Origin of the sequence: Veillonella criceti (assembly GCF_900460315.1) — a bacterium.
GTDB lineage: Bacteria > Bacillota > Negativicutes > Veillonellales > Veillonellaceae > Veillonella_A > Veillonella_A criceti.
In genome coordinates this window covers 432,141-456,649 of the sequence record NZ_UHIO01000001.1, presented here as the reverse complement: position 1 = coordinate 456,649, position 24,509 = coordinate 432,141, and the positions used below count along the sequence as shown (strand labels likewise).

Genomic DNA, 24,509 nt, shown 5'->3' with positions numbered 1-24,509 from the left:
AACTGGAGATAAACATAATGAAAAAACTTACTATTTTTTCACAGTTCTTCAAAGGCTATGGCCCTATCTACTTACTAGGGATTGTCCTATTGATAACAATTAATATATTATTCCTCTATGTACCGCGACTTACTGGGGAAGCCATTAACACCTTATATTATGGTAAGGAAGGCCTTACTACGTATATAGGGTACTTTTTTATATTAGGTCTTACCATTACTATTTTGAAGTTTGGTTCTCGTCATCTACTACTAGGATCGATTCGCCGTTTTGAGTTTTTATTGCGTCGACGTCTTTTTGATCATGCCCTTTATATTCCTACAGCGTATTATGAGAAAAATGGCCCTGGTAAGGTTATGGCGCTGATGACTAACGACGTGACATCATTGCGGGTGTCATTAGGGCTTGGGGTTATGATTTTAGTGGATGCCATTTTCTTTGGCATTTGCTCTTTCTTTTTAATGGCTAAAGAAATAAGTGTGTCACTAACTGTCATGACGTTATTACCTATGCCATTTATCTTATTTGGTATGCTTTATGTAAGTCGTCGTATGCGGCAACGTCAAAAAGAAGCCCAAAATACCTATAGTGATTTGACTGAGTTTGCTCAGGAATTATTCCTAGGTATGCCTGTTATTCGTGCGTTCAATCGTGAAATGCGCAGTTTATGGCGTTTTCAGCATATTAATAAGGTTAATTATGAAAAAAATATGCTAGTGGCCTTATTAGACGCTATATTAGCTCCTTTGACATTTGTGGCACCTTTTATGTGTCATGCTATTGCTATTTTTATATGCGGACGACTCATTATTGCTAATGAAATTTCTGTAGGGGATTTTGTAGCGATTAATGGCTATCTAAGTTTAATTATTGGTCCCATTATGGGGATTGGTTCTTTGTTATCTGTTTTACAAAAGGGCTTAGCCTCATTAGATCGTATCTATGACTTTCTTATGATTGAAGAAGAGGCATTGACGCAGGATGAACGAGAATTATCCCTTTCAACGATTGAAATAAAAAATTTAACATTTACGTATCCTGAAACTAAGGAGCCTATGCTACACGAGGTTAATTTAACTGTGAAACCGGGTGAGTTTATTGGCATAGTAGGGGGGCCTGGTTCAGGAAAATCCACTTTATTTAAATTATTATTACGTCTGCATGATACACCAGCTCATAGTATATACATTGGTGAAGAAGACATCACTCAATTACCGCTTCAAGTATTGCGTCGTAGTATTGCCTACGTACCGCCTGAACCGTATTTGTTAGGTACTACGCTAGGGGAAAATATTGCCTTCGGGGAAGCTTCTAATCATACCTTAGTCCTTGCTGAAGCTGCAGAGCGTGCCGCATTAACACGTGATTTAAGTGAACGCTTAGCACCAGCAGCCAAGCGACTTAAAGAAGGCGGTACTGATTTATCAGGTGGTCAAAAACAACGCGTAAATATTGCGCGTGGTTTATATAAAAATGCGCCTTATTTGTTATTGGATGACAGTTTTTCAGCGCTCGATACCATTAGTGCGGGACGTATAATTAAAACATTACGGCAAGGCCGAAAACAAACATTATTATTTATTTCACAGCGATTAGAAGCTCTTCAAGAAGCTGATCGTATTGTGGTATTTAAAAATGGCACTATAGTCGAACAGGGGACACACGAAGAGCTATTGTCGCTTAATGGTGAATATTGTAGGTTGTATGCACAGCAAATTGATGAGTCATTAGATGAGACTGAAGCTATTATGGCGACAAAGGAGGTGCCCCATGAGTAAGCAACATACGAGTTCGTATACCGTGCAAGAAGAGACTACATTGACTAAACATGAAGACATCTTGTTATTGCGACGTTTAGGTCAATATATTAGTCCTCATAAATTTTTACTGATTTGGGCGGCTTTGTTTCTATTATTTGCGCTTAGTCTTGAATTAATACGCCCTATGCTTATTAAACGTGTCATTGATACAGCGTTTCCACAGCGCGATGTAGGCATTATTTTAGAATATGCAGGCCTTTATTTTCTGACGATTACATTTAGCATTGTGGCTATGTTTGTACACAATTATACGTTGCAGCAGTTTGGACAACGCATTATCTTTGAAATTCGCAATACAGTTTTTGCTAAGATACTAGCACGTACACCGGCTCATTTTGGTGAATTACCAATTGGTAATTTAGTGACACGGGTAACGAATGATACGGAATCATTGCGTACTCTATATACGGATGTGGTCTTGAAATTAGGCAGTAGTACCTTGATGATAATTGGCATCTTAATTTCGATGTTTTTCTTAAACGTTAAATTAGCCTCCGTTGTTTCTTTGCTGGTACCATTAATGGCTGTTTTAATTTTTGTTTATCAAAAATATGCACGAAAAGCCTTTAGAGGAGTTCGCACAAAACTGGCGGCCTCTAATACATCAGTGCAAGAAATGCTTAATTTTATCGTAGTTATTAAGTCTTATGTTGGGGAAAGCATCATGGCTAAGCAATATGACCGCATTAGTCGTGAGTTTTTACAAGCTGGTTTATTTGAAGTTAAGACATTTGCTATTTTTAGACCGATTGTAGATGGCATGTTATTTGTTATTTTTATTGCTATTTTTAGTTTTACCAATTGGTTTGACTCAGTTACAGAAGCTGGCACGGTGTTTGCTTTTATTCAATATATGGATAAATTTTTCCAGCCTTTAAAAGAAATTGCCGAAAAGTATAATAATTTACAAAGTGCCTTAGCCGGTGCTGAACGACTTGTACCGATTATTAATGAAGAAGCCGATACTGCCATTGAATCTATTACAATTCCAGAAGAATTTAAAACTATTGAGACGATTGAATTTGATCATGTTTGGTTCTCTTATGATAATTCTGAAACGTATGCCTTAAAAGATATTTCTATGACAATTCATGGTGGGCAGTTTATTGGTATTGTAGGTCCTTCGGGTGGTGGTAAATCAACATTGATGGCTTTATTAATGGGGTTTTATCGTCCCACTAAAGGGACTATTCGCATTAATGGCCATGATACGAATCAATATGCGCCCGCTATATTGCGAGAAGTTATGGGCTATGTATTCCAGGATAGTCACTTATTTAAGGGGACGATTCGTGAAAATTTATCACTTTATGATGATACAATTTCAGATTCAGCCCTTATTGAGGCAGCCAAAAAGGCTCACTTACATACTATGATTGAACGTTTGCCACAAGGTTATAATACACCTGTAGGCTATTTAGGGTCTTTATTATCGACTGGACAAAAGCAGTTGTTGGCTATGGCACGTGTATTAGTGCGCAATCGTCAAATACTGATTTTTGATGAAGCAACGGCTCATATTGATAGTCATACCGAGCAATTAATTCAGCAGTCAATTAAAACCATTCGTGGTGAAAAGACGATTATTAGCATTGCTCATCGTTTATCAACCATTCGTAGTGCCAATCAAATTTATTTAATTAAGCAAGGTGAAATTGTAGAGGCTGGTAGTTATGAATCCTTAATTGCTCAAAAAGGTTCATTCTTTGCTCTTTGGGAAGCGCGGTCAGTTGTGATATAATAATTTAAGATTATAGAATGTAGTGAACATAACTAATACCGCACAAGCAATGCTATTACTTGCTGTGCGGTATTCATTACTATAGTGGAGAAGCGTATGGAACTTATTACATCCAAAGAAAATAAGACATTAAAATATGCGCAGTCCTTGCAGCGAAAGAAATATCGCAAACAGTATGGTGAATATTTAGCGGAAGGGGTACGAACGGTGGCTGATATGGTACCTACTGGTTTGGTATCAACTATATTCATCAGTGATTGTCATAATGAGACGAGCGATGCTTATGCAGTGGCCATGAAAGCAGCGCATATGGGGGCTATAGTATATCAAGTAAAGGACTCTGTATTAAAATCTTTAGAGAGTACTGTTCATGGACAAGGTCTGATAGGTATCGTAAAGAAGCAAGCGTATAAGCTTACTGATGCTACTTTTGACGTTGGTCTTTACATCCTGCTTGATGCTGTACAAGATCCAGGTAATTTAGGAACTATTATTCGGACGGCAGTAGCTGCTGGTGCTAACGGGTTGTTTTTAACCAAAGGGAGTGTAGATCCTTATAATGAAAAAACTGTACGCAGTACCATGAGTGCTATTACTAAATTGCCAATTTATGAGAATGTAGCTGTTGAAACTGTACTACCTCTATTACAAGCAAACAATGTCTCTGTGTATGCCACCGCACTAGATGAGGCCAAACCAATTCAAAATGTTGATTTTGCACCAGCCACTTTAGTGTTATTGGGCAATGAAGCGAATGGATTAAGTGACCCTTGGTTTGACATTGCCCATGAGCGGATTACAATTCCTATGTATGGGCCTATCGAATCTTTGAATTTAGCAGTAGCCAGTGCTTTATGCATGTATGCGGTGAGAGAGAGTTGGTTAAAGAATGAATAAATCGGTTAGTGAATTATTAGAGGCCTATAAGGCAGGACATATATCATTAGCAGCTTGTGAACAAGCTATTAATGATATTGTAAGTCATGAAATTCGTGACGAACGTACAGTATCTACATTGCAAGAGGCAGTTATTGATTTAGACAGGGCTAAGCGACAAGGATTTCCTGAAGTTGTATATTGTGAAGGTAAAACAGATGAACAGTGTATTACAATATTTAAGGAATTGAATTTACATTATGGTACTTATATGGGCACTCGTGGTCGCCAAAGTATTTATGAGGCATTGTTGCCATTCATTCCTGATTTACAATATGATGCAACTAGTCGTATTTTATATCGACGTAGTGATTGGTCCTTACAAAATGAAGACCGTTCAATTGCTGTTGTGACAGCAGGGACAAGTGATATTCCTATTGCGGAAGAAGCTGCTTTAACAGCTGAACTAATGGGGAATGAAGTAAAGCGTATTTACGATGTAGGGGTAGCTGGTATTCACCGGCTATTTCATCGTTTAAGCGATATTCAGGCTGCTAACGTGGTCATTGTCGTAGCTGGTATGGAAGGAGCCTTAGCGAGTGTAGTCGGTGGCCTTGTAACTAAGCCGATTATTGCTGTACCGACTAGTGTGGGCTATGGTGCAAATTTTAAGGGACTAGCTGCGTTATTATCTATGCTTAATTCTTGTGCAGCTGGTGTCGGTGTCGTTAACATTGATAATGGCTTTGGAGCTGGTCGATTGGCCCATGTGATTAATAGTCAGCGGTAATAGCCAATTTTGACTGTTTGTCATTAAATAAGAAAGAAGGGGAGGCGGCTTTATGGAGACAGATTTAATACAAATTGAGGCTAATATCGATAATATGAATCCAGAATTTTATGGTCCGTTACTTGATGTATTACTCCAAGCTGGCGCTAATGATGCGTGGTTAACACCTATTATTATGAAAAAGGGCCGACCGGCTATTTTACTTAGCGTATTAGGGGCTACGAATCAACTGAATGAGCTTAGTGATATTATTTTTCAAAATACAACGACCATAGGGTTTCGATATTATCCTGTAAATCGTGTTATTTGTGATCGAGAATTTAGTGAATTAACTTATGAAGGTCATGTTATTCACATCAAGCGCGCTTATCATAAAGGACGCCTAGTTAATACCTCTTTGGAGTATGAAGATCTGTATAAGGCTTCAAAAGCATTACAAATTTCATTAAAGGAGTTACAACAACGTATTTGGCATCAATTACAACAAGATATGTAGGTGTATTTTATAAACTATTCTTAAAATTAATAGTATAATCACAAAATAACACTATACACTACCAATAGACATATGTTAAAATAACATATATCCTCTTTATATGAACAAGGATTAAAAGAATAGAAGGTGCGTATGATTCGATTAATAGTTAATGCCGACGATTTTGGCTTACATGAAGCTGTCAACGAAGGTATCATTAAGGGGCATACTGAGGGGATTATTACAAGTACATCCTTACTAGCTAATGGCGATGCTTTTGATCAAGCTGTTACGCTTGCTAAAGCAACACCTCAATTAGGTATTGGTGTACATACAGCCTTAGTAGGTGGTTTAAAACCTCTCTGTGCCGAAGAGGAAGTACCAACCTTATTAGAAAACGGGCGCTTTCTCATGTCCTATCCTGAATTTGTAAAAAAAGCCATGATGGGGCAAATTAATTTTGAAGAAGTGTATAAAGAATTGGACAAACAATTTGAAAAAGTTGTTTCCTCTGGTTTACCGATTACGCATGCAGATGGTCATCAACATCTTCATGTATTACCACAAATTACACCAATTATGGTTACTTTATTACGTCGTTATGGTATTAAAAAAATGAGAATTCCCGCTGAGGACCGTTTTTTCCGTAATGGCATTAATCAGTGGGGGCGATTTGCTGGTAAAGTCGGGTTAGCAGAAGTAGCGGATAAGGCGTATACGTTATCGAGTAAAATGAAGATATGGTCTCCTCGTTACTTTTGGGGTATGATGGCTGGTGGTCAGTTGACGGAAGAACGATTAATGGAAATTCTTCAGCGCGTAGCTACTACTAGAGGCAGTCATGAAATTATGACACATCCAGGTAATAATGACAGAATTCTTAATGCGTTATATCCTTGGAATTACCATTGGGAAGGCGAATTGGCCGCAATGTGTGCAGAACCAGTAAAACAATTTATTCAGTTCCACCAGATTCAGCTAGTTAATTATGGTGAGTGTGAATGAATAAAGTTGTAAAACGGGGGCTTTTCTTAGGTTTAGTGTTGGTCATAATCTCAGGGCTTACCATTTACTTTACGATTGATTTAGCGGCTTTAGCAACATTGGAAACTTTTAATATTAGTTCTTTATTATTAGCATTATTAGCCTTAGCTGTGGGAATGTATTTTGACGGGTTACGGTTACAACGGCTCGTTCACATTGGTGGGTATGATTTGCCAATTATAGCTATTTTGCGTGTTATCTTTGGTAACTACTTTATGGCCATGTTGACGCCTGGTGCTAGTGGTGGTGCAGTTGCTCAAGTACTCATTCTTAAAAGTTATGGTGTGCCTGTTATGAAAGGGGCTCCCATTGTACTAATTCGTACTGTATTTTCTATTTTATTTTTAATTGTAATGTTGCCTGTTATTTTTTTACATAGCTCCATTACAATTCCTTATATTAGTCGTGAAGCATTGCTAGAAATTTCACTATTTTTGGTTATTTGCACTATTGTTGGTCTATATGTGCTGCGAACTAATTTAATGAAACGGTTTGTCTATCTTATGGCTGAGCGGGTAAAAAAAGGAAACCCTAAGGCGTGGTTAGCTAAGCTAACGGAGCTAAATGAGGGGTTTTCATTATTATATGCTAAACCATTTCAGTCATTATTGGTATTCATAGAATCTGGTTTAAGCTTGTTAGCATTATATGCTATTGCGCCAGCTCTTATGTGTGCCTTTACTTGGGATATACCGATTGTGGAAATCCTCAGTCGTATGATATTGTTAAATTTAATTTTGTATTTTGCGCCTACACCAGGTGGTACAGGCGTAGCAGAGGGATTATTTATTTATTTGTTTACTTCATTCTTGCCGGTAGGGACTGTTGGCATCGTGGCGGTTGGTTGGCGTGTGGTAGCTGAATATTTACCATTTTTTATTGGTATGTATTCCGTCTTTACATTATACGGCCGTCAATTTGTTGCTGGCGCGACGGCAGCTGAAGGAGAAAATGGAGGTAAGAACATTGGCTAAGTTAAAAAAAGACAAATTTTATTTGGTACAAGAAGATATTCTTCCAGAAGCGATTAAAAAAACGATTAAAGTAAAAGAAATTTTAAAATTAGGGGAAGCTAAAACAATTAACGAAGCAGTAGAACGTATGGATTTAAGTCGTTCGGCTTATTATAAGTATAAAGATTATGTATTCCCATTTTATGAAATTGCTCAAGGTAAGATTGTATCTATTACTATCTCCATGTCCAATGAAGCTGGTATGTTATCTAGTATTTTACGGACCATTGCGGAAAGTAATGGTAGTATCTTGACTATCAATCAAGATATTCCACTTCAAGGAATTGCGAATGTAACAATTGCTTTTGAAACTAAAGATTTGTCTACATCGTTAGAAGAATGTTTAAATAATATTCGTTCTATTCGTGGGATTTTACGTGTAGAAATTTTAGGTCAAGCATAATTAATGACTTGTGGTTTAAATTTATTACCATTAATTACACATATAGGCAGAGCCCCGACTTATATACATAGGCCGGGGCACTCCTTTAAAGAGAGAGGATAGTATGGAATCAATTAAAGTAGCGCTACTGGGTTTTGGTACAGTAGGTCAAGGAACTTTTGAATTACTTGTAAAAAATGGCGATTTAATTGCTAATCGAGTGGGTGCGCCACTTCAAGTGACTAAGATTTATGTTCGTAATAAAGCAAAATATAGTCATATAGCTTTACCGGAAGGTACACAATTTGTAGAATCTGTAGAAGATGTATTTACAGATCCCACGATTCAAGTTGTTGTTGAAGTTATGGGGGGCACAACCTTTGCTCGTGAATGTGTAGAAAAAGCATTAACCTTAGGGAAAAGTGTGGTTACGGCTAACAAGGATTTATTGGCGGAAGCTGGGCCATTCTTATTGGATTTAGCGGCCAAACATAAAGTTGATTTGCGATATGAAGCGAGTGTGCTTGGTGGAATTCCAATTATCCGTACACTGTATGAATCCTTAGCGGGCAATCGGATTACAGAAATTGTCGGCATTTTAAATGGTACAACTAATTTTATATTATCTAATATGACGGAAAAAGGGGCCGGTTATCAAGAAGTGTTGGCTGAAGCGCAAGCTTTAGGCTATGCTGAGGCTGATCCTACGGCAGATGTAGAAGGATTAGATGCAGCACGTAAACTGGCCATTTTATCTTCTATTGCCTTTAATCGTCGTATTTTCTTCGAAGATGTATCGGTTGAAGGGATTACCAAAATTGATGCGACCGACATTGCTTTTGGCAAGGAATTTGGATATACCATTAAATTATTAGGGATTGCTAAGGAGACAAAAAAAGGGTTGTCTTTAAATGTGCATCCATCCTTTATTTCAAGCGATCATCCATTGGCATCTGTTCGTGGTTCATATAATGCATTATATGTAAAAGGCAATGGTATTGACGATGCTATGTTCTACGGCCGTGGGGCAGGAAGTTTGCCAACGGGGAGTTCCATCGTAGGCGATGTTATGGAAGTAGCTAAAAATATTCGAACCCATCATTTGGGGGCTTTACAACCATTCTATTTCTCAGAAAAAAACTTATATGCTTCTGGTAAAATTGAATCATCTTACTATATTCGAATTCTAGTAGATAATTCCACTGGTGTTCTTGCTAAAGTAGCCACAAAGCTTGCTGAACAACGTATTTCCGTGCAAGCCGTTACCCAACGTAACGAAAGTGAAACGACATCTACGATTGCCATTGTAACTTCTTCCTGTCCTCGCTCTTACATTGTAAATGTAATCAATGCCTTTAATAATCTACGCGTTGTCCGAGAAGTGGGGAGCGTTATCCCTATTATGGCGGATTAGGAGGTAAGAATGAATCCAATTGTTGTAAAAGTGCCTGCTACTAGTGCCAATTGTGGACCTGGATTTGATTCATTAGGCCTAGCGTTAGAGTTATACAATACATTTACCTTTATGCCTGATGAAACAGCGACATGTAATACTTATACTTTTGACGGCTTTGATGCAGAATTATTAGCCAAGGAAGATCAAGCTAATAATCTAGTTGGTTATGCTATGCAACAAGTTTTTGCTAAAGTTGCAGTAAGTCCTATATATGGCACTATTCATAGCGAGGCTGCTATTCCTCCATCTCGTGGGTTAGGCAGTAGTTCTACAGCAATTGTAGCAGGTCTTTTATTAGCCAATGCGACTCTAGCCACGCCTTTGAGTAAACATGAGTTACTTCTACTTGCTAATGAGATTGAAGGACATCCTGATAATGTAGCGCCTGCGTTACTTGGTAATTTAGTTTGTGCTGTTAATCATGAACAGGGTTTATTGTATACGACAGTAACGTTGCCAGATGAGTTAGTTTTTGCTGTAGTGGTACCGGACGTAATCGTGTCTACCGAATATGCTCGCAGTGTATTACCAAAGGCAATTGCTCATAAAGAAGCGGTAGCCAATGTGAGCCATGCTACCTTATTTGTTACGGCTTTATTACAACATAAGTTAGACTATTTGCGCATAGCTCTTGAAGATTATTTACATGTGCCTTATCGTAAATCGCTAATCCCTTATTGTGATGATGTATTTAAAGTAGCACTCGAACAGGGGGCCTATGGCGCTACTATTAGTGGCTCTGGCTCTACTTTAATTGCTTATTGTTCTAGACAATCAGTAAACCAAGTAAAGGAAGCTATGGCAGAGATATTTGTTCAAAATAACATTGCTTGTCATGCTTATATAGTAGAAGCAGATACGGTGGGTGCTAGCTACATAAATTGCCAAAAGTAGGTAATTACTATATAATTAGAGTGTGAATAGATATTTTTCAAATTTGTTGATATAATACTATTCATCGGGACGTAGCTCAGCTTGGTAGAGCGCTACCTTGGGGTGGTAGAGGTCGCAAGTTCAAATCTTGTCGTTCCGACCATGTGTAAAACAATATATTTAAGAAAGAGGCAAACAAAAACTATGAATAATGTAAAGACAGCTGTTTTACTGGCATTGATGACTGGTTTATTAATGGTAATTGGACAGTTAGTCGCGGGCAAGACTGGTCTTCTAACGATGTTTATTTTTTCTATGGGGATGAACTTGTTCAGTTATTGGAATAGTGATAAGATTGTCCTCAGCATGTACAATGCCCGCCAAGTATCTGCGACGGACAATCCTGATTTGTACAATATGGTAGCTAGCTTAGCCAAGCGTGGTAATTTACCAATGCCAAAGGTGTATATTATCGATTCTAAAGTACCTAATGCTTTTGCTACTGGCCGTAACCCAGAACATGGGGCTGTAGCGGTAACAACAGGCATTATGGAGTTATTAACAGATGATGAGATTGAAGGGGTATTAGCTCACGAGTTAACCCATATTAAACATCGTGATACATTGATTAGTACCATTGCTGCTAGTATTGCTGGGGTTATTACGATGATTGCTAATATGATGCAGTTCTTTGCCATTTTTGGTCGTAGTGATGACCGTGAAGGTGGTAATCCAATTGCTATGTTAGCAACTATCATTTTAGCACCGATTGCCGCTGCGTTAATTCAAATGGCGATTTCACGTTCACGTGAATATTTAGCGGATGAAGGTGGCGCTGAAATGAGTGGTAAACCTTTATCCTTAGCATCGGCCCTTGGAAAAATCGATTATTATTCCAAGTATGGAGCGTTGCCAACTAGTGAATCACAAGTAGGCACAACAGCTCATATGTTTATTATTAATCCTTTAAGTAATGTAAAGGACTTTACGAGCTCTTTATTTAGTACGCATCCAAGTACAACATCTCGTATTGAAAAATTAAAAGAATTAGCTGCGCGCATGCGCTAGGAGGAAATCATGGAACACACGTTAGTACTCGTAAAACCAGATGGCGTAAAAAAGAAACTTTGTGGTGAAATTTTAGCTCGATATGAGCGCAAAGGCTTAACAATTAGTGCTCTAAAATTAATGCAAGTACCGTGTGAGTTAGCGGCTGAACATTATGCAGAACATAAAGAAAAACCATTTTTCCAAGAATTAATTGATTTCATTACATCTGGTCCTGTTCTTGCCATGGTATTAAGTGGTGAAAACGCAGTGGCTGCTGTACGTCAATTAAATGGTGCTACAGATCCATTAAAAGCAAATCCTGGGTCGATTCGTGGTGACTATGGGTTAGCAATTAATGAAAATGTAGTGCATGCATCGGATGCGGTAGACACAGCAAAACGTGAAGTCGCTTTATGGTTCCCAGAATTTTAAATTCTTTTACAGTACAAGAGGTGATAGTATGAACGCAAAGGTATATACTAAAACAGGTGATAAAGGCTCTACTTCTTTATATACAGGCGAGCGCCTTTCTAAGGCATCCCTTCGTGTAGAAGCTTATGGTACTATTGATGAATTACAAGCTGTACTTGGCGTAGCTCGTGCTTTCTCTGAACATGATGACATACAACAAGTTATTTATGGAATTCAGAAAGAATTATGGCAATTGATGGCTGATGTAGCAAGTTTAGGCCAAGAACCTACTATTACAGATGCTCATATTGAAAACCTTGAAAAAATTATTGATAGCTATGATGCTAAAATGGAACCACTGACTAAATTCATCGTGCCTGGTGATAAAAAAAGTTCCGCTTTATTGCATCAATGTCGTACGGTAACACGTCGTGCTGAACGGGCTTTATTGCGTGCGGCTGAATCAGGTGAAGCGATTCACGAAGTTAACATTCGCTACTTAAATCGTTTATCTGATTGTTGCTACATGCTAGCTCGTGCTGAGTTTGAACTATAATAGGCCATCTCAATGTACTCATTGTGTTCACATAGGTGAAGTGGCAGAAACTTCATACTTGCTTGACGCGTGAATACGAAATACGGTCATCCCATATAAAAAGCTATGTTACGCGAATCATTCGGTAACATAGCTTTTATATTTTATTCTATTTTTGATCAATCGTGCCAGTATTTAATACATCTTCAGGACTTGGGTAGTAGAAGAATACGGTGCTAATTTCATATTGAAATTTTTCGCGAATTTTAGCAGCTAATATCGTTTCAAATTCGATTAAATCTTCTGGTGATATAGTGCCATCTTCTACAAGCACCAATAACTGTGCTTCAACCTGTGGTGCATTTGGTGGTAATGCTTCTGGTGGTAAGGGAATATTAACAATTACACGGGCTGTAGCTGCATATTGCTCATTTTGGTCAGTAATGACAGCTCGATATGTATTTTCCCAAAGGGTAGCCATCAATTTAACATAAAAATTTTTCATTTCCATACAATAAAACACTCCTTTTTATTCCCTCAATATACTATGAACGGTGTATAATGGGATATACGGGTTTTATACTTTTAAGTAGCAATGTATGACTTAAAAGTAGCGATATGAATTATTGTATACTTATAAAGGCTCTAAATGCAAGTAGAGTCCAAGAATTAAACAGTAGGGAGAGTATAACGACTCATGATAAATAATAAGAGTAAAATTATACTTTGCACAGGAGGCGCTCGTAGTGGTAAAAGCGAGTTTGCTGAACAATTAGTATTATCCTTATCAGGCAGTAAAGGATATGTAGCAACGAGTCAAATTTTTGACGATGAAATGGAAGATCGAGTAGCTAAGCACAAAGAACGTCGTGGTTCGGTGTGGCATAATTATGAAATTCCTTTCGATTTATCCGCTTCATGGCCAAAGGTTTTAGAACAATGCGACATTATCTTGGTGGATTGCCTAACTATGTATGCCACCAATACTATGCTAAAAGCAGAACCACACACACAAGCGGTGTGTAATGAAATAGCCAATGCTTTAGTGGAAGAACTAAAACACATTTTAGTCCAAAGTCGTGAAGCTAATAAAACGGTTGTATTTGTAACTAATGAGTTAGGTTTAGGGATTGTTCCAGAAAATCGGTTAGCTCGTTTTTTCCGTGATATAGCAGGGTTAGTTAATCAAGCGGTAGCTAAAGAGGCTGATGAAGTATATTTTACAATTAGTGGCATTACAACAGAACTAAAATCCAAGGAGGTTCACATATAATGGCAAAGAAAATTATGTTTCAAGGAACAAGTTCCAATGTAGGGAAAAGCATTTTGACTACGGCATTGTGCCGTATTTTTTATCGTAGAGGGTTAAAGACGGTCCCTTTTAAAGCACAAAATATGGCTTTAAATTCGTATGTAACTCGTTGGGGCGATGAAATTGGTCGTGCCCAAGTAGCACAAGCAGAAGCTGCGGGTATTGATCCGATTGTACAAATGAATCCTGTCTTATTAAAACCTACAGGTAATCAATCGTCGCAAGTAGTCCTTATGGGAAAACCAGTAGGGGTGTATAGCGCTAAAGAATATCACACTCAATATTCCTTAACAGCCCTTGATAAAGTCAAAGAAAGTCTTCAATTTTTAAATCATAATTTTGACATGATTGTCATTGAAGGGGCCGGTAGTCCAGCTGAGGTTAATCTGAAAGCTAATGATATTGTTAATATGCGTGTTGCTAAGATGACTAATTGTCCTGTTATGCTCATTGCTGATATAGATCGTGGTGGTGCTATTGCTTCCATTGTAGGTACTTTAGAATTATTAGAACCAGAAGAACGTGATTTAGTCAAAGGGATTGTGATTAATAAATTCCGTGGCGATATAAATTTATTAAAACCTGCGTTAGATTTCATTGAGGAACGAACTGGACGTAAGGTGGTAGGTGTTATTCCTGCTATTGAAAACCTAGATATTGATGAAGAAGACTCTGTAGCTCTTGAAAGTAAACATACTACCATTAATCGTGAAATTACCATTGCCGTTATGCAGACGCCTAAAATTTCAAATTTCACTGATTTTGATGCGCTTGCCTATGAACCAGATGTATCGGTTCGCTTTGTAAAACCTGGCGATGCTATTGGCGAACCTGATTTAATTATCTTACCAGGTTCTAAAAATACATTGGCCGATTTAAAATATTTACAAGACCGTGGTTATGATAAAGATATTCAAGCCTTAGTAGCTAAAGGTACACCAGTTTTGGGTGTTTGTGGTGGTTATCAAATGCTGGGGGAAAAACTGCATGATCCAGATGGTATCGAAGGAGATATTCCTGAACTAAAAGGCTTAGGCTTATTGCCTACTGAAACGACAATGACAGGCACCAAAATGACACATCAAGTTAGTTTTAATACTGAAAACTTGTCCTTCTTAGGTATGAACTATAGTGGTCAAGAGCTAAGAGGCTATGAAATTCATATGGGTGATACTCGTGGTGTGGGTGCTGTGGCAGAATGTTTTAATATTACATCGCGTAGTGAACAACCCGTTAATGTAATGGATGGCTTCACTAATGAATCAGGCCAAGTTATGGGTACCTATATTCATGGTATTTTAGATAATGATAGTTTACGACGCCAATTAATTAATGCTTTGCGTACTAAAAAAGGCCTCCCTCCTATGGAAGAGGTTTTCCATTATTTTGAACACAAAGATGCGGCTTATAATCGATTGGCTGATATTGTAGAGAAGCATTTAGATATGGAATATATTGATGCATTATTAGAGGAACAAGCCTAATGGAATGGTTCATACAAAATGCTCATTATTTCATTCCGCTGTGGGCGTTTTTATTAGACTGCCTATTGGGTGACCCAAAAAGCAAATTTCATCCAGTTGTTCTTATCGGTAAAGTCATTTCTTTTTATGAACATCTTTTGTATGGAACGACTGATTCCCCTCGTAAAAAAATTGCGTATGGGGCTCTAACCGTTTGTTTAACACTTCTTACTGTAACGGGGATTGGCTTTGTATTATTATTAATTGCCGGTACGATTCATCCTTGGGTTGCCTATGCAGTCGAAGTTATCATTGTGTATATTACGATTAGTCCTCGCTCCTTAGCGGAAGCAGGATTAGAACTGGCTCGTTTATTGCAACAAAAAAATTTAGCGGAAGCACGTCGCAAAGTGGGCTGGATTGTTGGCCGAGATACTACGGAATTGAATGAAAGTGAAATTACGCGGGCTACGATTGAAACAGTAGCTGAAAATACAGTAGATGGTATTATATCGCCTTTATTATTCTTTGCCGTTTTTGGCCCTTTAGGGGCTCTGTTTTATCGGACTGCTAATACCATGGATTCTATGCTTGGTTATAAAAATGAACGATACCTATACTTTGGTAGAGTCGCTGCTCGTTTTGACGATGTTGTTAATTGGATCCCAGCACGAATTACTTTATTGCTATATATTGCTACAGCGTTTCTTTTACGTCATGATTGGCGTAATGCTTGGTATATTGCTAAACGCGATGCAGCGAAACATCCAAGTCCTAATGGGGGATATGCAGAAGCACCTGTGGCAGGTGCCTTACATATTCGCCTAGGAGGCTATAATAAATATGGTGATACTATGACATTCCGTCAATTTATGGGTAATCCAGATGTACCGATGCGTGGTATTCATATTCAAAAAACAATTGGTATGATGTATGTTTGTTCTTTATTAGGGGTTGTATTAGCAGCCTTAATTTCTAGAATTTTGGTGATATTATGAAGGCATTTTTTATTGGCTTACAATTTTTAACACGTCTTAAAATCGTGAATCAAACGGAATGGGATATTCATGATTTTGGTAAAAGTGTAATTTATTTTCCTTTTGTAGGCTTAGTTATTGGGGCCTTTATGGCTGCTTTATATTGGTTGTTAGCTGATTATTTGCCTATACAATTATTAGCTTTATTACTCGTTATTTTTGAATTTCTATTTACTGGTGGCCTTCATGCTGATGGATTTATGGACACTTGTGATGGTTTATTTTCTGGCCGAGATAGAGAACGTAAACTAGAGATTATGAAAGATAGCCGTGTAGGCTCTAATGGTGTTGTAGGTTTTGTATTTCTTACCTTATTAAAATGGCAATTAGTAGCCAATGTGGACCCTAAATTTCTTTGGGAGTTACTTTTATTTTTACCGATTATTAGTCGTTACTCTTTAGTTCTCAGTATACGTCTCTTTCAGTATGCTCGACCAGAGGGGATGGGTAAAGCGTTTGCTGTCTATTCGCCGAAATCCACCCTTGCTTGGGCTACCTTATTTGCCACATTGCCAGTCTTATATTTTCGCTGGGATTATGCAGTATTTTTAGGTATAGGTATTTTAATCAATTTTATATTAAATAGTTATATTTCCAAACACCTAGGCGGTGTCACTGGTGATACATATGGCTTTGTTATTGAGTCGTCAGAAGTATTATTAATTTTAGCGGCTATTGCCATGGGATTTACTGTTTTATAAAATACTATATTATCTATATTTACAAGAGTTTTACTAATTATTTACTGTGTTTTCTATTTATTTTTTGTATATTAGTATGGAGGAACGACAGGTGTCATATTATGTACGTGCACCAGGAACGTGCGGTGAATTTTTGCAAGGTTCCATTGATGGTCAACCGTTTTTGGTTACCTGTCCAATTAATCGTTATTCTTATGCGCTTAGCGATGTGAAACAACCGTTAAGGCCATATTTCTGTTCTTTACAACCTAAAGCAGCGTTAGCAGCTCAGCAAGTCAAACAATTATTGATGAGATATGAAGGCAATCAAATTACGCCTTGGCTTTACCGCAAACAAAGACCAATGGTTTATGTGCGGTCTGATATAGCACAAGGCAAGGGGATGGCTTCTAGCAGTGCTGATATTAGCGTCGCAGCTATGGCAACTGCATTAGCCTATGGACGACCTTTAACGCTTGATGAATTGAAAGAAATTTGCTTGAGTATTGAACCAAGTGATGCTTCTTTTTATCCAGGCGTTGTACAATTTGATTACATATCAGGGGTTATTACAGAGCCCTTAGGAAACTGCCCACCTATGAAGATTATGATTTTTGATGAAGGGGGCGAAATAGATACGGTAGCCTTTAATGCACAGCAAGGGTTACGCGATTTAATTGCTGAAAAAGAACCGTATATTTTAGAATCCCTTGCTTTATTTAAAGAGGGCATTGCCCAACATGATGTGTCCTTAATCGGTCAAGCGGCTACTTTGAGTGCTTTTGCCAATCAACGAATTCTTCACAAACCTATGTTATATGAACTGCATGAAATTGGCAGTCATTTTAATAGTGTTGGTACAATCATTGCTCATAGTGGTACTATTATGGGCTTATTATTTCCTTCTGATGGGGCGGCGCTTGCTGATTGTAAAGCCGCCGTATTACAGCAATTACCTAATTTACATTATTTAGATACGGTAGAGACAACTAATGAAGGAATTACCTTTATGAAACGCTAGGAGGCTAACTGATGAAAAATATACATGGTGGTAATATTTATAAAACAGCAGCTAGTCAAGGTGTCTCGCCACAAGATATTGTTGATTTTAGTGCCAATATCAATCCAGTAGGATTAAGCGCTAAAGGGCAAGCGGCCATACTGAGCCATTTGGATGAAATTATTCATTATCCTGATCCGAATAATATGGACTTATTAAATATAGCCTCAACCGTATTACATGTTCCAGATGAATATATTTTATTTGGTAATGGCGCGGCCCAACTGTTATATGCGTTAATGGAAGTAAAGGGGTTACAACAAGTTATAGTGCCAGCCCCTGGATTTTCTGAATATGCACTAGCAGCAAAAGCGCAGGATTTAAATGTACGTTCTTATCCGCTAACTTTAGCATTGGAGCCTCAGGTTCATTTTACAGTTCCTTATGAACTGTTACGCCAATATTTAAGCGAAGCAGCCGTTAAGGGGCAACGTAGTTTGGTTTGTTTAGGAAATCCTAATAATCCTGACGGAAGTTTACAAACAGTCCATGAAGTATTAGCATTAGCCACATTAGCTAATGAATCTAATAGTTTATTATTAATCGATGAATCTTTTATTGAATTTACTAATGAAAGTCATAGTTTACGACCATATCTGGCTGAGTATGATAATCTATTGGTGTTACATTCATTGACTAAATTTTATGCGATCCCAGGACTGCGCTTAGGTGCGCTTTTAGGACATCCACAAGTCTTAACGAATATACAACAGCATATTCCTGCTTGGTCTGTGAATCACTTAGCCGCTCAATATGGTCGAGCCGCTCTTCAAGATGAAGTATATCGTCAAAAGAGTCGAGCTGTAGTAGCCCGTGAAAAAGAGTGGCTTTATGGTGCTATTAAAGCCTTTCCTTTTATAAAGGCAGTCGCACCTAGTGTGAATTTTATGTTACTACATTGGGAGCCAAATAGTCCAAGTTTGCAAGATTTAATGAATTTTTTAGAAACAAAACATGTCCTGATTCGCAATTGTGAAGCCTATGAAGGTCTAGGAACTGGTTGGTTTCGCATAGCTGTTAAAGATAGAACAAATAATCAATTATTAATCTCTTATGTAAAGGAGTTCGCCTATGCACACAATTTATTTAGTTCGTCATGGTCAGACTGAATGGAATAGCACTGGTTTTTATCAAGGGTATACGAATGTACCTTTAAATGAAACTGGTATATGGCAGGCCAAAGCTGTAGCCAATGAACTGCAATCAGTTCATTTTGACTCGATTATTGCGAGTGATTTAGATCGTGCTCGTATTACAGCAGAAACAATTTTAGGAACTCGAGAAATTCCTTTTAAAACTGATGAACGATTGCGAGAAATTAACTTTGGTGATTGGGAAGGTTTAACTTACGATCAAATTGAAGCTAAATGGCCACAATCCATTTATACAATGTATCGCAGTCCTGATAAAGTAAAAATCTCTAACGGAGAATCGTTTCAAGATGTACAAGAACGAGCTTGGTCGGCCTTACAAGATGAAATGACTCATGTTGGGGAAGATAAGACTATTTTAGTCGTAGCACATGGTGGTACTAATCGCACGTTAATTTGTAAAATGCTTAATTTACCCCTTCGCTTTGCTTGGAACTTTAGCCAAGGAAATACTTCGATTAGCCGCGTTGAATTTTATGGCGTAACCGAAGACGACCATAATACACTTAGTTTATTGAATTATACAAAACATTTAGAAACAATGACTCAGAAATAATAGGATAATAGAATGCGTTTACGTTTAGATAAATTTTTAGCCAATAAAGCGTTTGGCAGCCGCAAAGAGGTTTATCATTTAATTAAGCAGGGCTTGGTTATGGTTGATGGTGTAGTTGCCTCTAAAAAAGACATGTCCATTCAAATTCCTGAACAAACCATTACGGTCAATGGAGAATTAGTAGATAGTCGTCAAACGTACTATGTAAAACTTAATAAACCAGCGGGTTATGTATGCGCCGTAGAAGATGCTCGTCATCCTACGGTTATGGAATTATTGCCGCCTGATTTTTTAACGATGGGGGTTGTTCCGGTAGGGCGCCTTGATAAAGATACTGAAGGACTTTTACTCCTTTCTAATGATGGTGTGTGGGCACATAAGATCATTAATGGTAAAAAGCATATCCCTAAAACCTATTATATTGAATATGCTGGTGAATTATCTGAAGAGGGGATAGGTCGTATTACTGAGGGCATTTTACTCGGTGATGGTACACAGTGTAAGCCTGCTTCGCTTGAAATAGTAGAGCCTGGTAAAGCTCATATTGTGATTGAAGAAGGTAAATATCATCAAGTGAAACGTATGATTGGAGCTGCCGGTGGTGAAGTTACTTATTTAAAACGTCTAACGGTAGGTCCTATCACATTAAAAGGCCTTGAAAATTTGGGTGATTTTGCGGATATTAGTGCGGAAGACATGGAAAAACTATAGTCAAAATACGTAATTTGTGGTATCATGAAATGAAAAAATTTATAGCAAGGGAGTCTTATCATGAATGGCTTATTACGCCTACAGGATTATTTGACTGCGCACCAGTATGATGGCATACTCTTGCTTAGCCAGACCAATCTTAGGTATTTTGCTGGTTTTACAGGGACTACGGCAGTAGGTTTTGTAACACCAAAACAAGCGTTTATAATTACAGATAGTCGCTACACCGAACAAGCACAGCAACAATGTGAAGGCTATGAAGTAATTCAATATACTTCTTCCGTGTGGTGTACAATAGCCCATATTATTGAAGAACAGCAAATTTCGTTAGCTGTCTGTGCTTTTGAAGGAAATTATGTGCCAGTAGACACCTATCAGACCATTTCAGAAGTACTTACCAATAGTCAGTTTGCCTCGGTTAATTTAACCTCATTACGAGCTGTTAAACGGCCAGATGAGTTAGATTTAATGAGGAAGGCTGCTCAAATTGCTGACGAAGCTTTTGCTGCTATGTTACCGCAATTAAAAATAGGTATGACAGAGCAGGAAGCACGTGTTATTTTAGAAATTGAAATGATGCGTCGAGGTTCAGAAGAGCCCTCTTTTGAAACCATTGTTGCCTCTGGTCATCGTTCCAGCATGCCTCATGGTGTTGCTTCTGATAAAGTGATTGAAAAAGGTGACTTTGTTACTTTTGATTTTGGTGCTGTTTACAAAGGCTATCACTCGGATATGACACGGACGATTGTAATGGGACAAGCTTCTGATTTACAACGGACTTTATATGATGTAGTGTTGCATGCACAACTGAAAGGCTTAGCGGCTGTGAAGTCTGGTGTAACAGGCAAGCTTGTGGATGCAGCTTGCCGTGATAGTATTCGCAAGGATAGTTATGGTGAATATTTTAATCATGGTACAGGTCATGGTGTAGGCCTCGATATTCACGAAGAACCCGTGGCTTCACCAAAGTCTGATACTATATTAGAACCTAATATGATTGTTACCGTAGAACCAGGTGTTTATTTACCTGGTAAAATTGGTCTTCGCATTGAAGACAGTGTTATTGTTACTGACGAGGGTTATGAATTATTAACTCATACCTCGAAAGAATTAATAGAAGTAAAAGGTTAAACGGAGGGATTTAAATGATTTCTAGTAATGATTTTCGTCCGGGCGTAACAGTTGAGCTCGATGGCAACGTGTGGCAAGTAGTTGACTTCCAACACGTAAAACCAGGGAAAGGGGCTGCTTTCGTTCGTTGTAAATTGAAAAATTTGCAAACTGGCGCTGTTGTAGAACGTACATTTAACGCTGGTGAAAAAGTACCTAAAGCTCATGTAGACCGTCGTCGCATGCAATACTTATATGAAGCTGATGGTGCTTATACATTTATGGATAGCGAAACTTATGATCAAGTAGAATTGACACTTGAACAATTAGGTGATGCTAAAAACTTCTTACTTGAAAACATGGAAGTAAGCATCATGTTCTTCCAAGGTATTGTAATTGGTATTGATTTACCAGTAGCCGTAGAACTTCGTGTAGTTGAAACTGATCCTGGTATCCGTGGTGATACTGCCACTGGTGGTAATAAACCAGCTACGCTTGAAACTGGCTATGTAGTAAAAGTACCGATGTTCATCGAAGTTGACGATGTACTTCGCGTTGATACTCGCACTGGTCAGTACATTGAACGTGCGTAATTTCATTTAAATTTAAAAGCATTTGTCTTTAGCGCATGTTGTGAGAGGCAAATGCTTTTATGCTATGGTAGAAAGGCTGGCGTACTATGAGTGAAGAGACTACATTCTTTGAAGGTAAAACCAAAATTAGCGATACTGTATACGGCACTATTGCTTTGTTTAAAGCGTTGGAAATTAAAGGAGTTGCCTCTATGAGTACGACTGCTGGTGATGATTTTGCCAATTTTATTGGCATGAAAAGCCAGTGGGAAGGGGTAAAACTACAACATGTATCCGATACGTCTATTACATTAGATTTGTATTTAGTGGCACGCTATGGGTATCGCATTCCTGATGTAGCTTTACGCGTTCAAGAACATGTAAAAACAGGTATTGAAACTCTTACTGGCACTACCGTAGAGGGTGTTAATATTTTTATTCAAGATATAGCGTTTGACAATACAGTAATAAGTACGACCAATGAAGAAAGGAGCGATACTTAGTGGAGACTAAGAATAAATCTGTTGATGTATCTGATGGTGTAATTTTACAAATTTCAAATCGTGCGTTAACCTCAATTCCTGGATATCATTCATTAAATAGTAATTTTTACTATGGCATGGTTGATGGTATTGCTCGTAATTTTGGTCAAAAACGTTTACCGGGTATTAATGTAAAACACCGCAAAGAAGGATTGGAAGTTAATATTTATATTAATGTCCTTTACGGTTATCCCTTGATGACTATGGCGGAACAAATTCGTCAAAAAATACGCAAGGAATTAAAAGAAAATTTAGACTTAGAGAATGTACGTATTGACGTACATTTTGAAAATATTATAGACCCTAATCAAAAATCAGAGGAGACCATTAATGAAACAAAATCGTAATCGTCGTCAAGCCCGTTTATACGCCTTTCAAAGTTTATATGCTAAAGAATTTCATAAAGCAGAAGACATTATTTCCGTACCTCGAGCTGAAGAAGTAAATCCGACTCAAGGAATGGATGTAGCTTATGCAGAAGCTATTATTCAAGGTGTAGAAGCTAATAAAATGACTATTGATGCTTTATTACAAAGTCATTCACCAAAACGAAAAATTTCTCAGTTGGGTGCTGTAGAGCGAAATGTATTACGGCTAGCCACTTGGGAATTAACTATTTCTGACGAAGCAATCGATCCACGAATTATTATTAACGAAGCCATTCAATTAACTAAAGATTACGGAGCTGAAAAGAGCTATAAATTTGTCAATGCTGTGCTTGATGCCATTGCTAAACAGAAAGTAAAAACTTCGGCTTTACCTGAAGATTAAGAGGCTGCTATGAAAGTATACTTAGGGTTAGATACCAGTTGTTATACTACTTCCTGCGCACTTGTTTCAGAATCTGGCGAATTAATAGGGGAAGCACGAAAATTACTTGATGTAAAACCAGGTGCACGAGGTTTGCAACAATCACAAATGGTATTTCAACATACTCGTGCATTACCAAGTTTAATTGAGCAGTTACCTCAGGACTATACCCTTGCTGGCATTGGTGTGAGTGCGTTTCCTAGACGGGAAGCTAATTCATATATGCCAGCTTTTCTTGTAGGTCATGGTTTAGCACGTAGTTTAAGCCACATACATCAAGTTCCCTTATATGAATTCTCTCATCAAGAAAATCATATTTTAGCCGCCTTGCGTGTCTTACAAACGGTGCCAGCAGAACCTTTTTACAGTCTTCATGTATCAGGGGGCACAACGGAATTATTATATTGTGAGCCAAACGAGGATCATTTTTTTACAGCAGAATTGGTTAATGGGGCCATTGATTTGCATGGTGGCCAATTTGTTGATCGTATTGGCGTTGCCTTAGGATTACCTTTTCCAGCAGGGCCAAAGTTAGAACAATTGGCAAAGGGTCTATGTAGAGATTCAGCTTCTTTATTACAAACAGTGAAACAGTTAGTAAAAGAGGAATCATTTATACCTTTACCAGTGGCCGTCAAACAAGGGGCCCTTAGTTTTGGAGGCCCTTGTAGTGAAGCTATGCGTCGCTTAGCCCGCCTAACAACGAAGAATGAGGAAGATTTAAAGAGTCACGATAAGGCTATGATAGATCCTATGGTAAGTCCTTATACGTTAGAAACGCAACAAACCATGGCATTAGCCGTATTTCATTGTATTTGTCAATCCCTCTGTAAAATGCTAACCTATGAATGGCAACAACGACCAGCCAATCGTTTAATTGCTGTAGGCGGTGTTATGGCTAATAGCTATTTACGAGAAGCATTGTTAGCTTTTGGAGAAAAACAGGGCGTAACTGTACAATTTGCACCACCAGAATATAGTTCAGATAATGCTACCGGAGTAGCTTATGGAGCTTCTTTATTAGGAAAGTAGAGGTTTG

The 24,509-nt window shown here is 38.0% G+C and carries 28 protein-coding genes and 1 tRNA gene; 28 read left to right on the top strand and 1 reads right to left on the bottom strand.

All coding sequences use genetic code 11. The features are described from left to right. Positions 1 to 17: 17 nt before the first annotated feature. The 14 genes from DYE54_RS02150 to DYE54_RS02085 all read left to right on the top strand — a co-directional run bounded on the left by DYE54_RS02150 (position 18) and on the right by DYE54_RS02085 (position 12,487). Positions 18 to 1,778 carry an ABC transporter ATP-binding protein gene (locus DYE54_RS02150; RefSeq protein WP_115309690.1) on the top strand — a complete coding sequence of 587 codons (1,761 nt, stop codon included), beginning with the start codon at positions 18 to 20 and terminating at the stop codon, positions 1,776 to 1,778. Continuing rightward, the gene (locus DYE54_RS02145) at positions 1,771 to 3,561 is read left to right on the top strand and encodes an ABC transporter ATP-binding protein (protein WP_115309689.1); all 1,791 of its coding nucleotides are present in this window, start codon (positions 1,771 to 1,773) and stop codon (positions 3,559 to 3,561) included. Before DYE54_RS02150 ends, DYE54_RS02145 begins: the two co-directional genes overlap by 8 nt. Positions 3,562 to 3,657: 96 nt before the next feature. Next, a complete protein-coding gene (locus DYE54_RS02140) occupies positions 3,658 to 4,458 on the top strand; it encodes a TrmH family RNA methyltransferase (RefSeq protein ID WP_115309688.1) in 801 nt (266 codons plus the stop codon). Then, positions 4,451 to 5,227 (top strand): nickel pincer cofactor biosynthesis protein LarB, encoded by a 777-nt coding sequence (gene larB, locus DYE54_RS02135; protein ID WP_115309687.1) that lies wholly within the window; start codon positions 4,451 to 4,453, stop codon positions 5,225 to 5,227. Before DYE54_RS02140 ends, larB begins: the two co-directional genes overlap by 8 nt. A gap of 52 nt (positions 5,228 to 5,279) precedes the next feature. After that, on the top strand, positions 5,280 to 5,723 hold the full coding sequence (larC2, locus tag DYE54_RS02130; RefSeq protein ID WP_115309686.1) for a nickel pincer cofactor biosynthesis protein LarC2: 444 nt from the start codon (positions 5,280 to 5,282) through the stop codon (positions 5,721 to 5,723). A 132-nt stretch (positions 5,724 to 5,855) separates the two neighbouring features. Then, on the top strand, positions 5,856 to 6,707 hold the full coding sequence (locus tag DYE54_RS02125) for a ChbG/HpnK family deacetylase (protein ID WP_115309685.1): 852 nt from the start codon (positions 5,856 to 5,858) through the stop codon (positions 6,705 to 6,707). Beyond that, complete coding sequence (locus tag DYE54_RS02120) at positions 6,704 to 7,720, top strand: lysylphosphatidylglycerol synthase transmembrane domain-containing protein (protein WP_115309684.1); 1,017 nt, start codon at positions 6,704 to 6,706, stop codon at positions 7,718 to 7,720. The genes DYE54_RS02125 and DYE54_RS02120 overlap by 4 nt, the downstream gene beginning before the upstream one ends. Further along, the gene (locus DYE54_RS02115; protein WP_115309683.1) at positions 7,713 to 8,162 is read left to right on the top strand and encodes an ACT domain-containing protein; all 450 of its coding nucleotides are present in this window, start codon (positions 7,713 to 7,715) and stop codon (positions 8,160 to 8,162) included. Before DYE54_RS02120 ends, DYE54_RS02115 begins: the two co-directional genes overlap by 8 nt. 103 nt (positions 8,163 to 8,265) lie before the next feature. Then, entirely contained in the window at positions 8,266 to 9,555 is a 1,290-nt protein-coding gene (locus DYE54_RS02110) for a homoserine dehydrogenase (RefSeq protein ID WP_115309682.1), read from the top strand. A gap of 9 nt (positions 9,556 to 9,564) precedes the next feature. Then, the gene (thrB, locus tag DYE54_RS02105) at positions 9,565 to 10,491 is read left to right on the top strand and encodes a homoserine kinase (RefSeq protein WP_115309681.1); all 927 of its coding nucleotides are present in this window, start codon (positions 9,565 to 9,567) and stop codon (positions 10,489 to 10,491) included. A 65-nt stretch (positions 10,492 to 10,556) separates the two neighbouring features. After that, a tRNA-Pro gene (locus DYE54_RS02100) sits at positions 10,557 to 10,633 on the top strand. A gap of 41 nt (positions 10,634 to 10,674) precedes the next feature. Continuing rightward, positions 10,675 to 11,538 carry a zinc metalloprotease HtpX gene (gene htpX, locus DYE54_RS02095; RefSeq protein WP_115309680.1) on the top strand — a complete coding sequence of 288 codons (864 nt, stop codon included), beginning with the start codon at positions 10,675 to 10,677 and terminating at the stop codon, positions 11,536 to 11,538. Between the two features lie 9 nt (positions 11,539 to 11,547). Beyond that, positions 11,548 to 11,952, top strand: coding sequence for a nucleoside-diphosphate kinase (gene ndk / locus DYE54_RS02090; protein ID WP_115309679.1), 405 nt, complete (start codon positions 11,548 to 11,550; stop codon positions 11,950 to 11,952). A gap of 28 nt (positions 11,953 to 11,980) precedes the next feature. Next, positions 11,981 to 12,487 (top strand): cob(I)yrinic acid a,c-diamide adenosyltransferase, encoded by a 507-nt coding sequence (locus tag DYE54_RS02085; RefSeq protein WP_115309678.1) that lies wholly within the window; start codon positions 11,981 to 11,983, stop codon positions 12,485 to 12,487. A gap of 148 nt (positions 12,488 to 12,635) precedes the next feature. On the opposite strand, the gene DYE54_RS02080 is transcribed toward DYE54_RS02085, so the two are convergent. After that, a complete protein-coding gene (locus tag DYE54_RS02080; RefSeq protein WP_115309677.1) occupies positions 12,636 to 12,977 on the bottom strand; it encodes a hypothetical protein in 342 nt (113 codons plus the stop codon). Positions 12,978 to 13,163: 186 nt separating this feature from the next. On the opposite strand from DYE54_RS02080, the gene cobU reads away from it, so the two are divergent. The 14 genes from cobU to DYE54_RS02010 all read left to right on the top strand — a co-directional run bounded on the left by cobU (position 13,164) and on the right by DYE54_RS02010 (position 24,502). Beyond that, positions 13,164 to 13,739 carry a bifunctional adenosylcobinamide kinase/adenosylcobinamide-phosphate guanylyltransferase gene (gene cobU / locus DYE54_RS02075; RefSeq protein ID WP_115309676.1) on the top strand — a complete coding sequence of 192 codons (576 nt, stop codon included), beginning with the start codon at positions 13,164 to 13,166 and terminating at the stop codon, positions 13,737 to 13,739. Beyond that, the gene (locus tag DYE54_RS02070) at positions 13,739 to 15,262 is read left to right on the top strand and encodes a cobyric acid synthase (protein WP_115309675.1); all 1,524 of its coding nucleotides are present in this window, start codon (positions 13,739 to 13,741) and stop codon (positions 15,260 to 15,262) included. The genes cobU and DYE54_RS02070 overlap by 1 nt, the downstream gene beginning before the upstream one ends. Continuing rightward, complete coding sequence (gene cbiB / locus DYE54_RS02065) at positions 15,262 to 16,239, top strand: adenosylcobinamide-phosphate synthase CbiB (RefSeq protein ID WP_115309674.1); 978 nt, start codon at positions 15,262 to 15,264, stop codon at positions 16,237 to 16,239. The genes DYE54_RS02070 and cbiB overlap by 1 nt, the downstream gene beginning before the upstream one ends. Continuing rightward, the gene (cobS, locus tag DYE54_RS02060) at positions 16,236 to 16,979 is read left to right on the top strand and encodes an adenosylcobinamide-GDP ribazoletransferase (protein ID WP_115309673.1); all 744 of its coding nucleotides are present in this window, start codon (positions 16,236 to 16,238) and stop codon (positions 16,977 to 16,979) included. Before cbiB ends, cobS begins: the two co-directional genes overlap by 4 nt. A gap of 91 nt (positions 16,980 to 17,070) precedes the next feature. After that, positions 17,071 to 17,979 carry a GHMP family kinase ATP-binding protein gene (locus tag DYE54_RS02055; protein ID WP_115309672.1) on the top strand — a complete coding sequence of 303 codons (909 nt, stop codon included), beginning with the start codon at positions 17,071 to 17,073 and terminating at the stop codon, positions 17,977 to 17,979. A gap of 11 nt (positions 17,980 to 17,990) precedes the next feature. Then, entirely contained in the window at positions 17,991 to 19,127 is a 1,137-nt protein-coding gene (locus DYE54_RS02050; protein WP_115309671.1) for a pyridoxal phosphate-dependent aminotransferase, read from the top strand. Next, positions 19,090 to 19,725 (top strand): alpha-ribazole phosphatase, encoded by a 636-nt coding sequence (gene cobC / locus DYE54_RS02045; RefSeq protein WP_115309670.1) that lies wholly within the window; start codon positions 19,090 to 19,092, stop codon positions 19,723 to 19,725. Before DYE54_RS02050 ends, cobC begins: the two co-directional genes overlap by 38 nt. A gap of 12 nt (positions 19,726 to 19,737) precedes the next feature. Continuing rightward, positions 19,738 to 20,436, top strand: a complete 699-nt coding sequence (locus DYE54_RS02040) for a pseudouridine synthase (protein ID WP_115309669.1) — start codon at positions 19,738 to 19,740, stop codon at positions 20,434 to 20,436. Positions 20,437 to 20,496: 60 nt separating this feature from the next. Next, on the top strand, positions 20,497 to 21,567 hold the full coding sequence (locus DYE54_RS02035) for a M24 family metallopeptidase (protein ID WP_115309668.1): 1,071 nt from the start codon (positions 20,497 to 20,499) through the stop codon (positions 21,565 to 21,567). 14 nt (positions 21,568 to 21,581) lie between these two features. Continuing rightward, the gene (gene efp / locus DYE54_RS02030) at positions 21,582 to 22,139 is read left to right on the top strand and encodes an elongation factor P (protein ID WP_115309667.1); all 558 of its coding nucleotides are present in this window, start codon (positions 21,582 to 21,584) and stop codon (positions 22,137 to 22,139) included. Between the two features lie 86 nt (positions 22,140 to 22,225). Continuing rightward, positions 22,226 to 22,621, top strand: a complete 396-nt coding sequence (locus DYE54_RS02025; protein WP_115309666.1) for an Asp23/Gls24 family envelope stress response protein — start codon at positions 22,226 to 22,228, stop codon at positions 22,619 to 22,621. Next, entirely contained in the window at positions 22,621 to 23,007 is a 387-nt protein-coding gene (locus DYE54_RS02020; RefSeq protein ID WP_115309665.1) for an Asp23/Gls24 family envelope stress response protein, read from the top strand. Before DYE54_RS02025 ends, DYE54_RS02020 begins: the two co-directional genes overlap by 1 nt. Beyond that, on the top strand, positions 22,991 to 23,431 hold the full coding sequence (gene nusB, locus DYE54_RS02015; RefSeq protein ID WP_115309664.1) for a transcription antitermination factor NusB: 441 nt from the start codon (positions 22,991 to 22,993) through the stop codon (positions 23,429 to 23,431). Before DYE54_RS02020 ends, nusB begins: the two co-directional genes overlap by 17 nt. Positions 23,432 to 23,440: 9 nt before the next feature. Next, on the top strand, positions 23,441 to 24,502 hold the full coding sequence (locus DYE54_RS02010; protein ID WP_115309663.1) for a tRNA (adenosine(37)-N6)-threonylcarbamoyltransferase complex transferase subunit TsaD: 1,062 nt from the start codon (positions 23,441 to 23,443) through the stop codon (positions 24,500 to 24,502). Positions 24,503 to 24,509 lie beyond the last annotated feature (7 nt).

Bases quoted from the DNA above. Each gene is read 5' to 3' on its own strand.
- DYE54_RS02150 (WP_115309690.1), top strand. From the start codon at position 18: ATGAAAAAACTTACTATTTTTTCACAGTTCTTCAAAGGCTATGGCCCT.
- DYE54_RS02145 (WP_115309689.1), top strand. From the start codon at position 1,771: ATGAGTAAGCAACATACGAGTTCGTATACCGTGCAAGAAGAGACTACA.
- DYE54_RS02140 (WP_115309688.1), top strand. From the start codon at position 3,658: ATGGAACTTATTACATCCAAAGAAAATAAGACATTAAAATATGCGCAG.
- larB (WP_115309687.1), top strand. From the start codon at position 4,451: ATGAATAAATCGGTTAGTGAATTATTAGAGGCCTATAAGGCAGGACAT.
- larC2 (WP_115309686.1), top strand. From the start codon at position 5,280: ATGGAGACAGATTTAATACAAATTGAGGCTAATATCGATAATATGAAT.
- DYE54_RS02125 (WP_115309685.1), top strand. From the start codon at position 5,856: ATGATTCGATTAATAGTTAATGCCGACGATTTTGGCTTACATGAAGCT.
- DYE54_RS02120 (WP_115309684.1), top strand. From the start codon at position 6,704: ATGAATAAAGTTGTAAAACGGGGGCTTTTCTTAGGTTTAGTGTTGGTC.
- DYE54_RS02110 (WP_115309682.1), top strand. From the start codon at position 8,266: ATGGAATCAATTAAAGTAGCGCTACTGGGTTTTGGTACAGTAGGTCAA.
- thrB (WP_115309681.1), top strand. From the start codon at position 9,565: ATGAATCCAATTGTTGTAAAAGTGCCTGCTACTAGTGCCAATTGTGGA.
- htpX (WP_115309680.1), top strand. From the start codon at position 10,675: ATGAATAATGTAAAGACAGCTGTTTTACTGGCATTGATGACTGGTTTA.
- ndk (WP_115309679.1), top strand. From the start codon at position 11,548: ATGGAACACACGTTAGTACTCGTAAAACCAGATGGCGTAAAAAAGAAA.
- DYE54_RS02085 (WP_115309678.1), top strand. From the start codon at position 11,981: ATGAACGCAAAGGTATATACTAAAACAGGTGATAAAGGCTCTACTTCT.
- DYE54_RS02080 (WP_115309677.1), bottom strand. From the start codon at position 12,977: ATGGAAATGAAAAATTTTTATGTTAAATTGATGGCTACCCTTTGGGAA.
- cobU (WP_115309676.1), top strand. From the start codon at position 13,164: ATGATAAATAATAAGAGTAAAATTATACTTTGCACAGGAGGCGCTCGT.
- DYE54_RS02070 (WP_115309675.1), top strand. From the start codon at position 13,739: ATGGCAAAGAAAATTATGTTTCAAGGAACAAGTTCCAATGTAGGGAAA.
- cbiB (WP_115309674.1), top strand. From the start codon at position 15,262: ATGGAATGGTTCATACAAAATGCTCATTATTTCATTCCGCTGTGGGCG.
- cobS (WP_115309673.1), top strand. From the start codon at position 16,236: ATGAAGGCATTTTTTATTGGCTTACAATTTTTAACACGTCTTAAAATC.
- DYE54_RS02050 (WP_115309671.1), top strand. From the start codon at position 17,991: ATGAAAAATATACATGGTGGTAATATTTATAAAACAGCAGCTAGTCAA.
- cobC (WP_115309670.1), top strand. From the start codon at position 19,090: ATGCACACAATTTATTTAGTTCGTCATGGTCAGACTGAATGGAATAGC.
- DYE54_RS02040 (WP_115309669.1), top strand. From the start codon at position 19,738: ATGCGTTTACGTTTAGATAAATTTTTAGCCAATAAAGCGTTTGGCAGC.
- DYE54_RS02035 (WP_115309668.1), top strand. From the start codon at position 20,497: ATGAATGGCTTATTACGCCTACAGGATTATTTGACTGCGCACCAGTAT.
- efp (WP_115309667.1), top strand. From the start codon at position 21,582: ATGATTTCTAGTAATGATTTTCGTCCGGGCGTAACAGTTGAGCTCGAT.
- DYE54_RS02025 (WP_115309666.1), top strand. From the start codon at position 22,226: ATGAGTGAAGAGACTACATTCTTTGAAGGTAAAACCAAAATTAGCGAT.
- nusB (WP_115309664.1), top strand. From the start codon at position 22,991: ATGAAACAAAATCGTAATCGTCGTCAAGCCCGTTTATACGCCTTTCAA.
- DYE54_RS02010 (WP_115309663.1), top strand. From the start codon at position 23,441: ATGAAAGTATACTTAGGGTTAGATACCAGTTGTTATACTACTTCCTGC.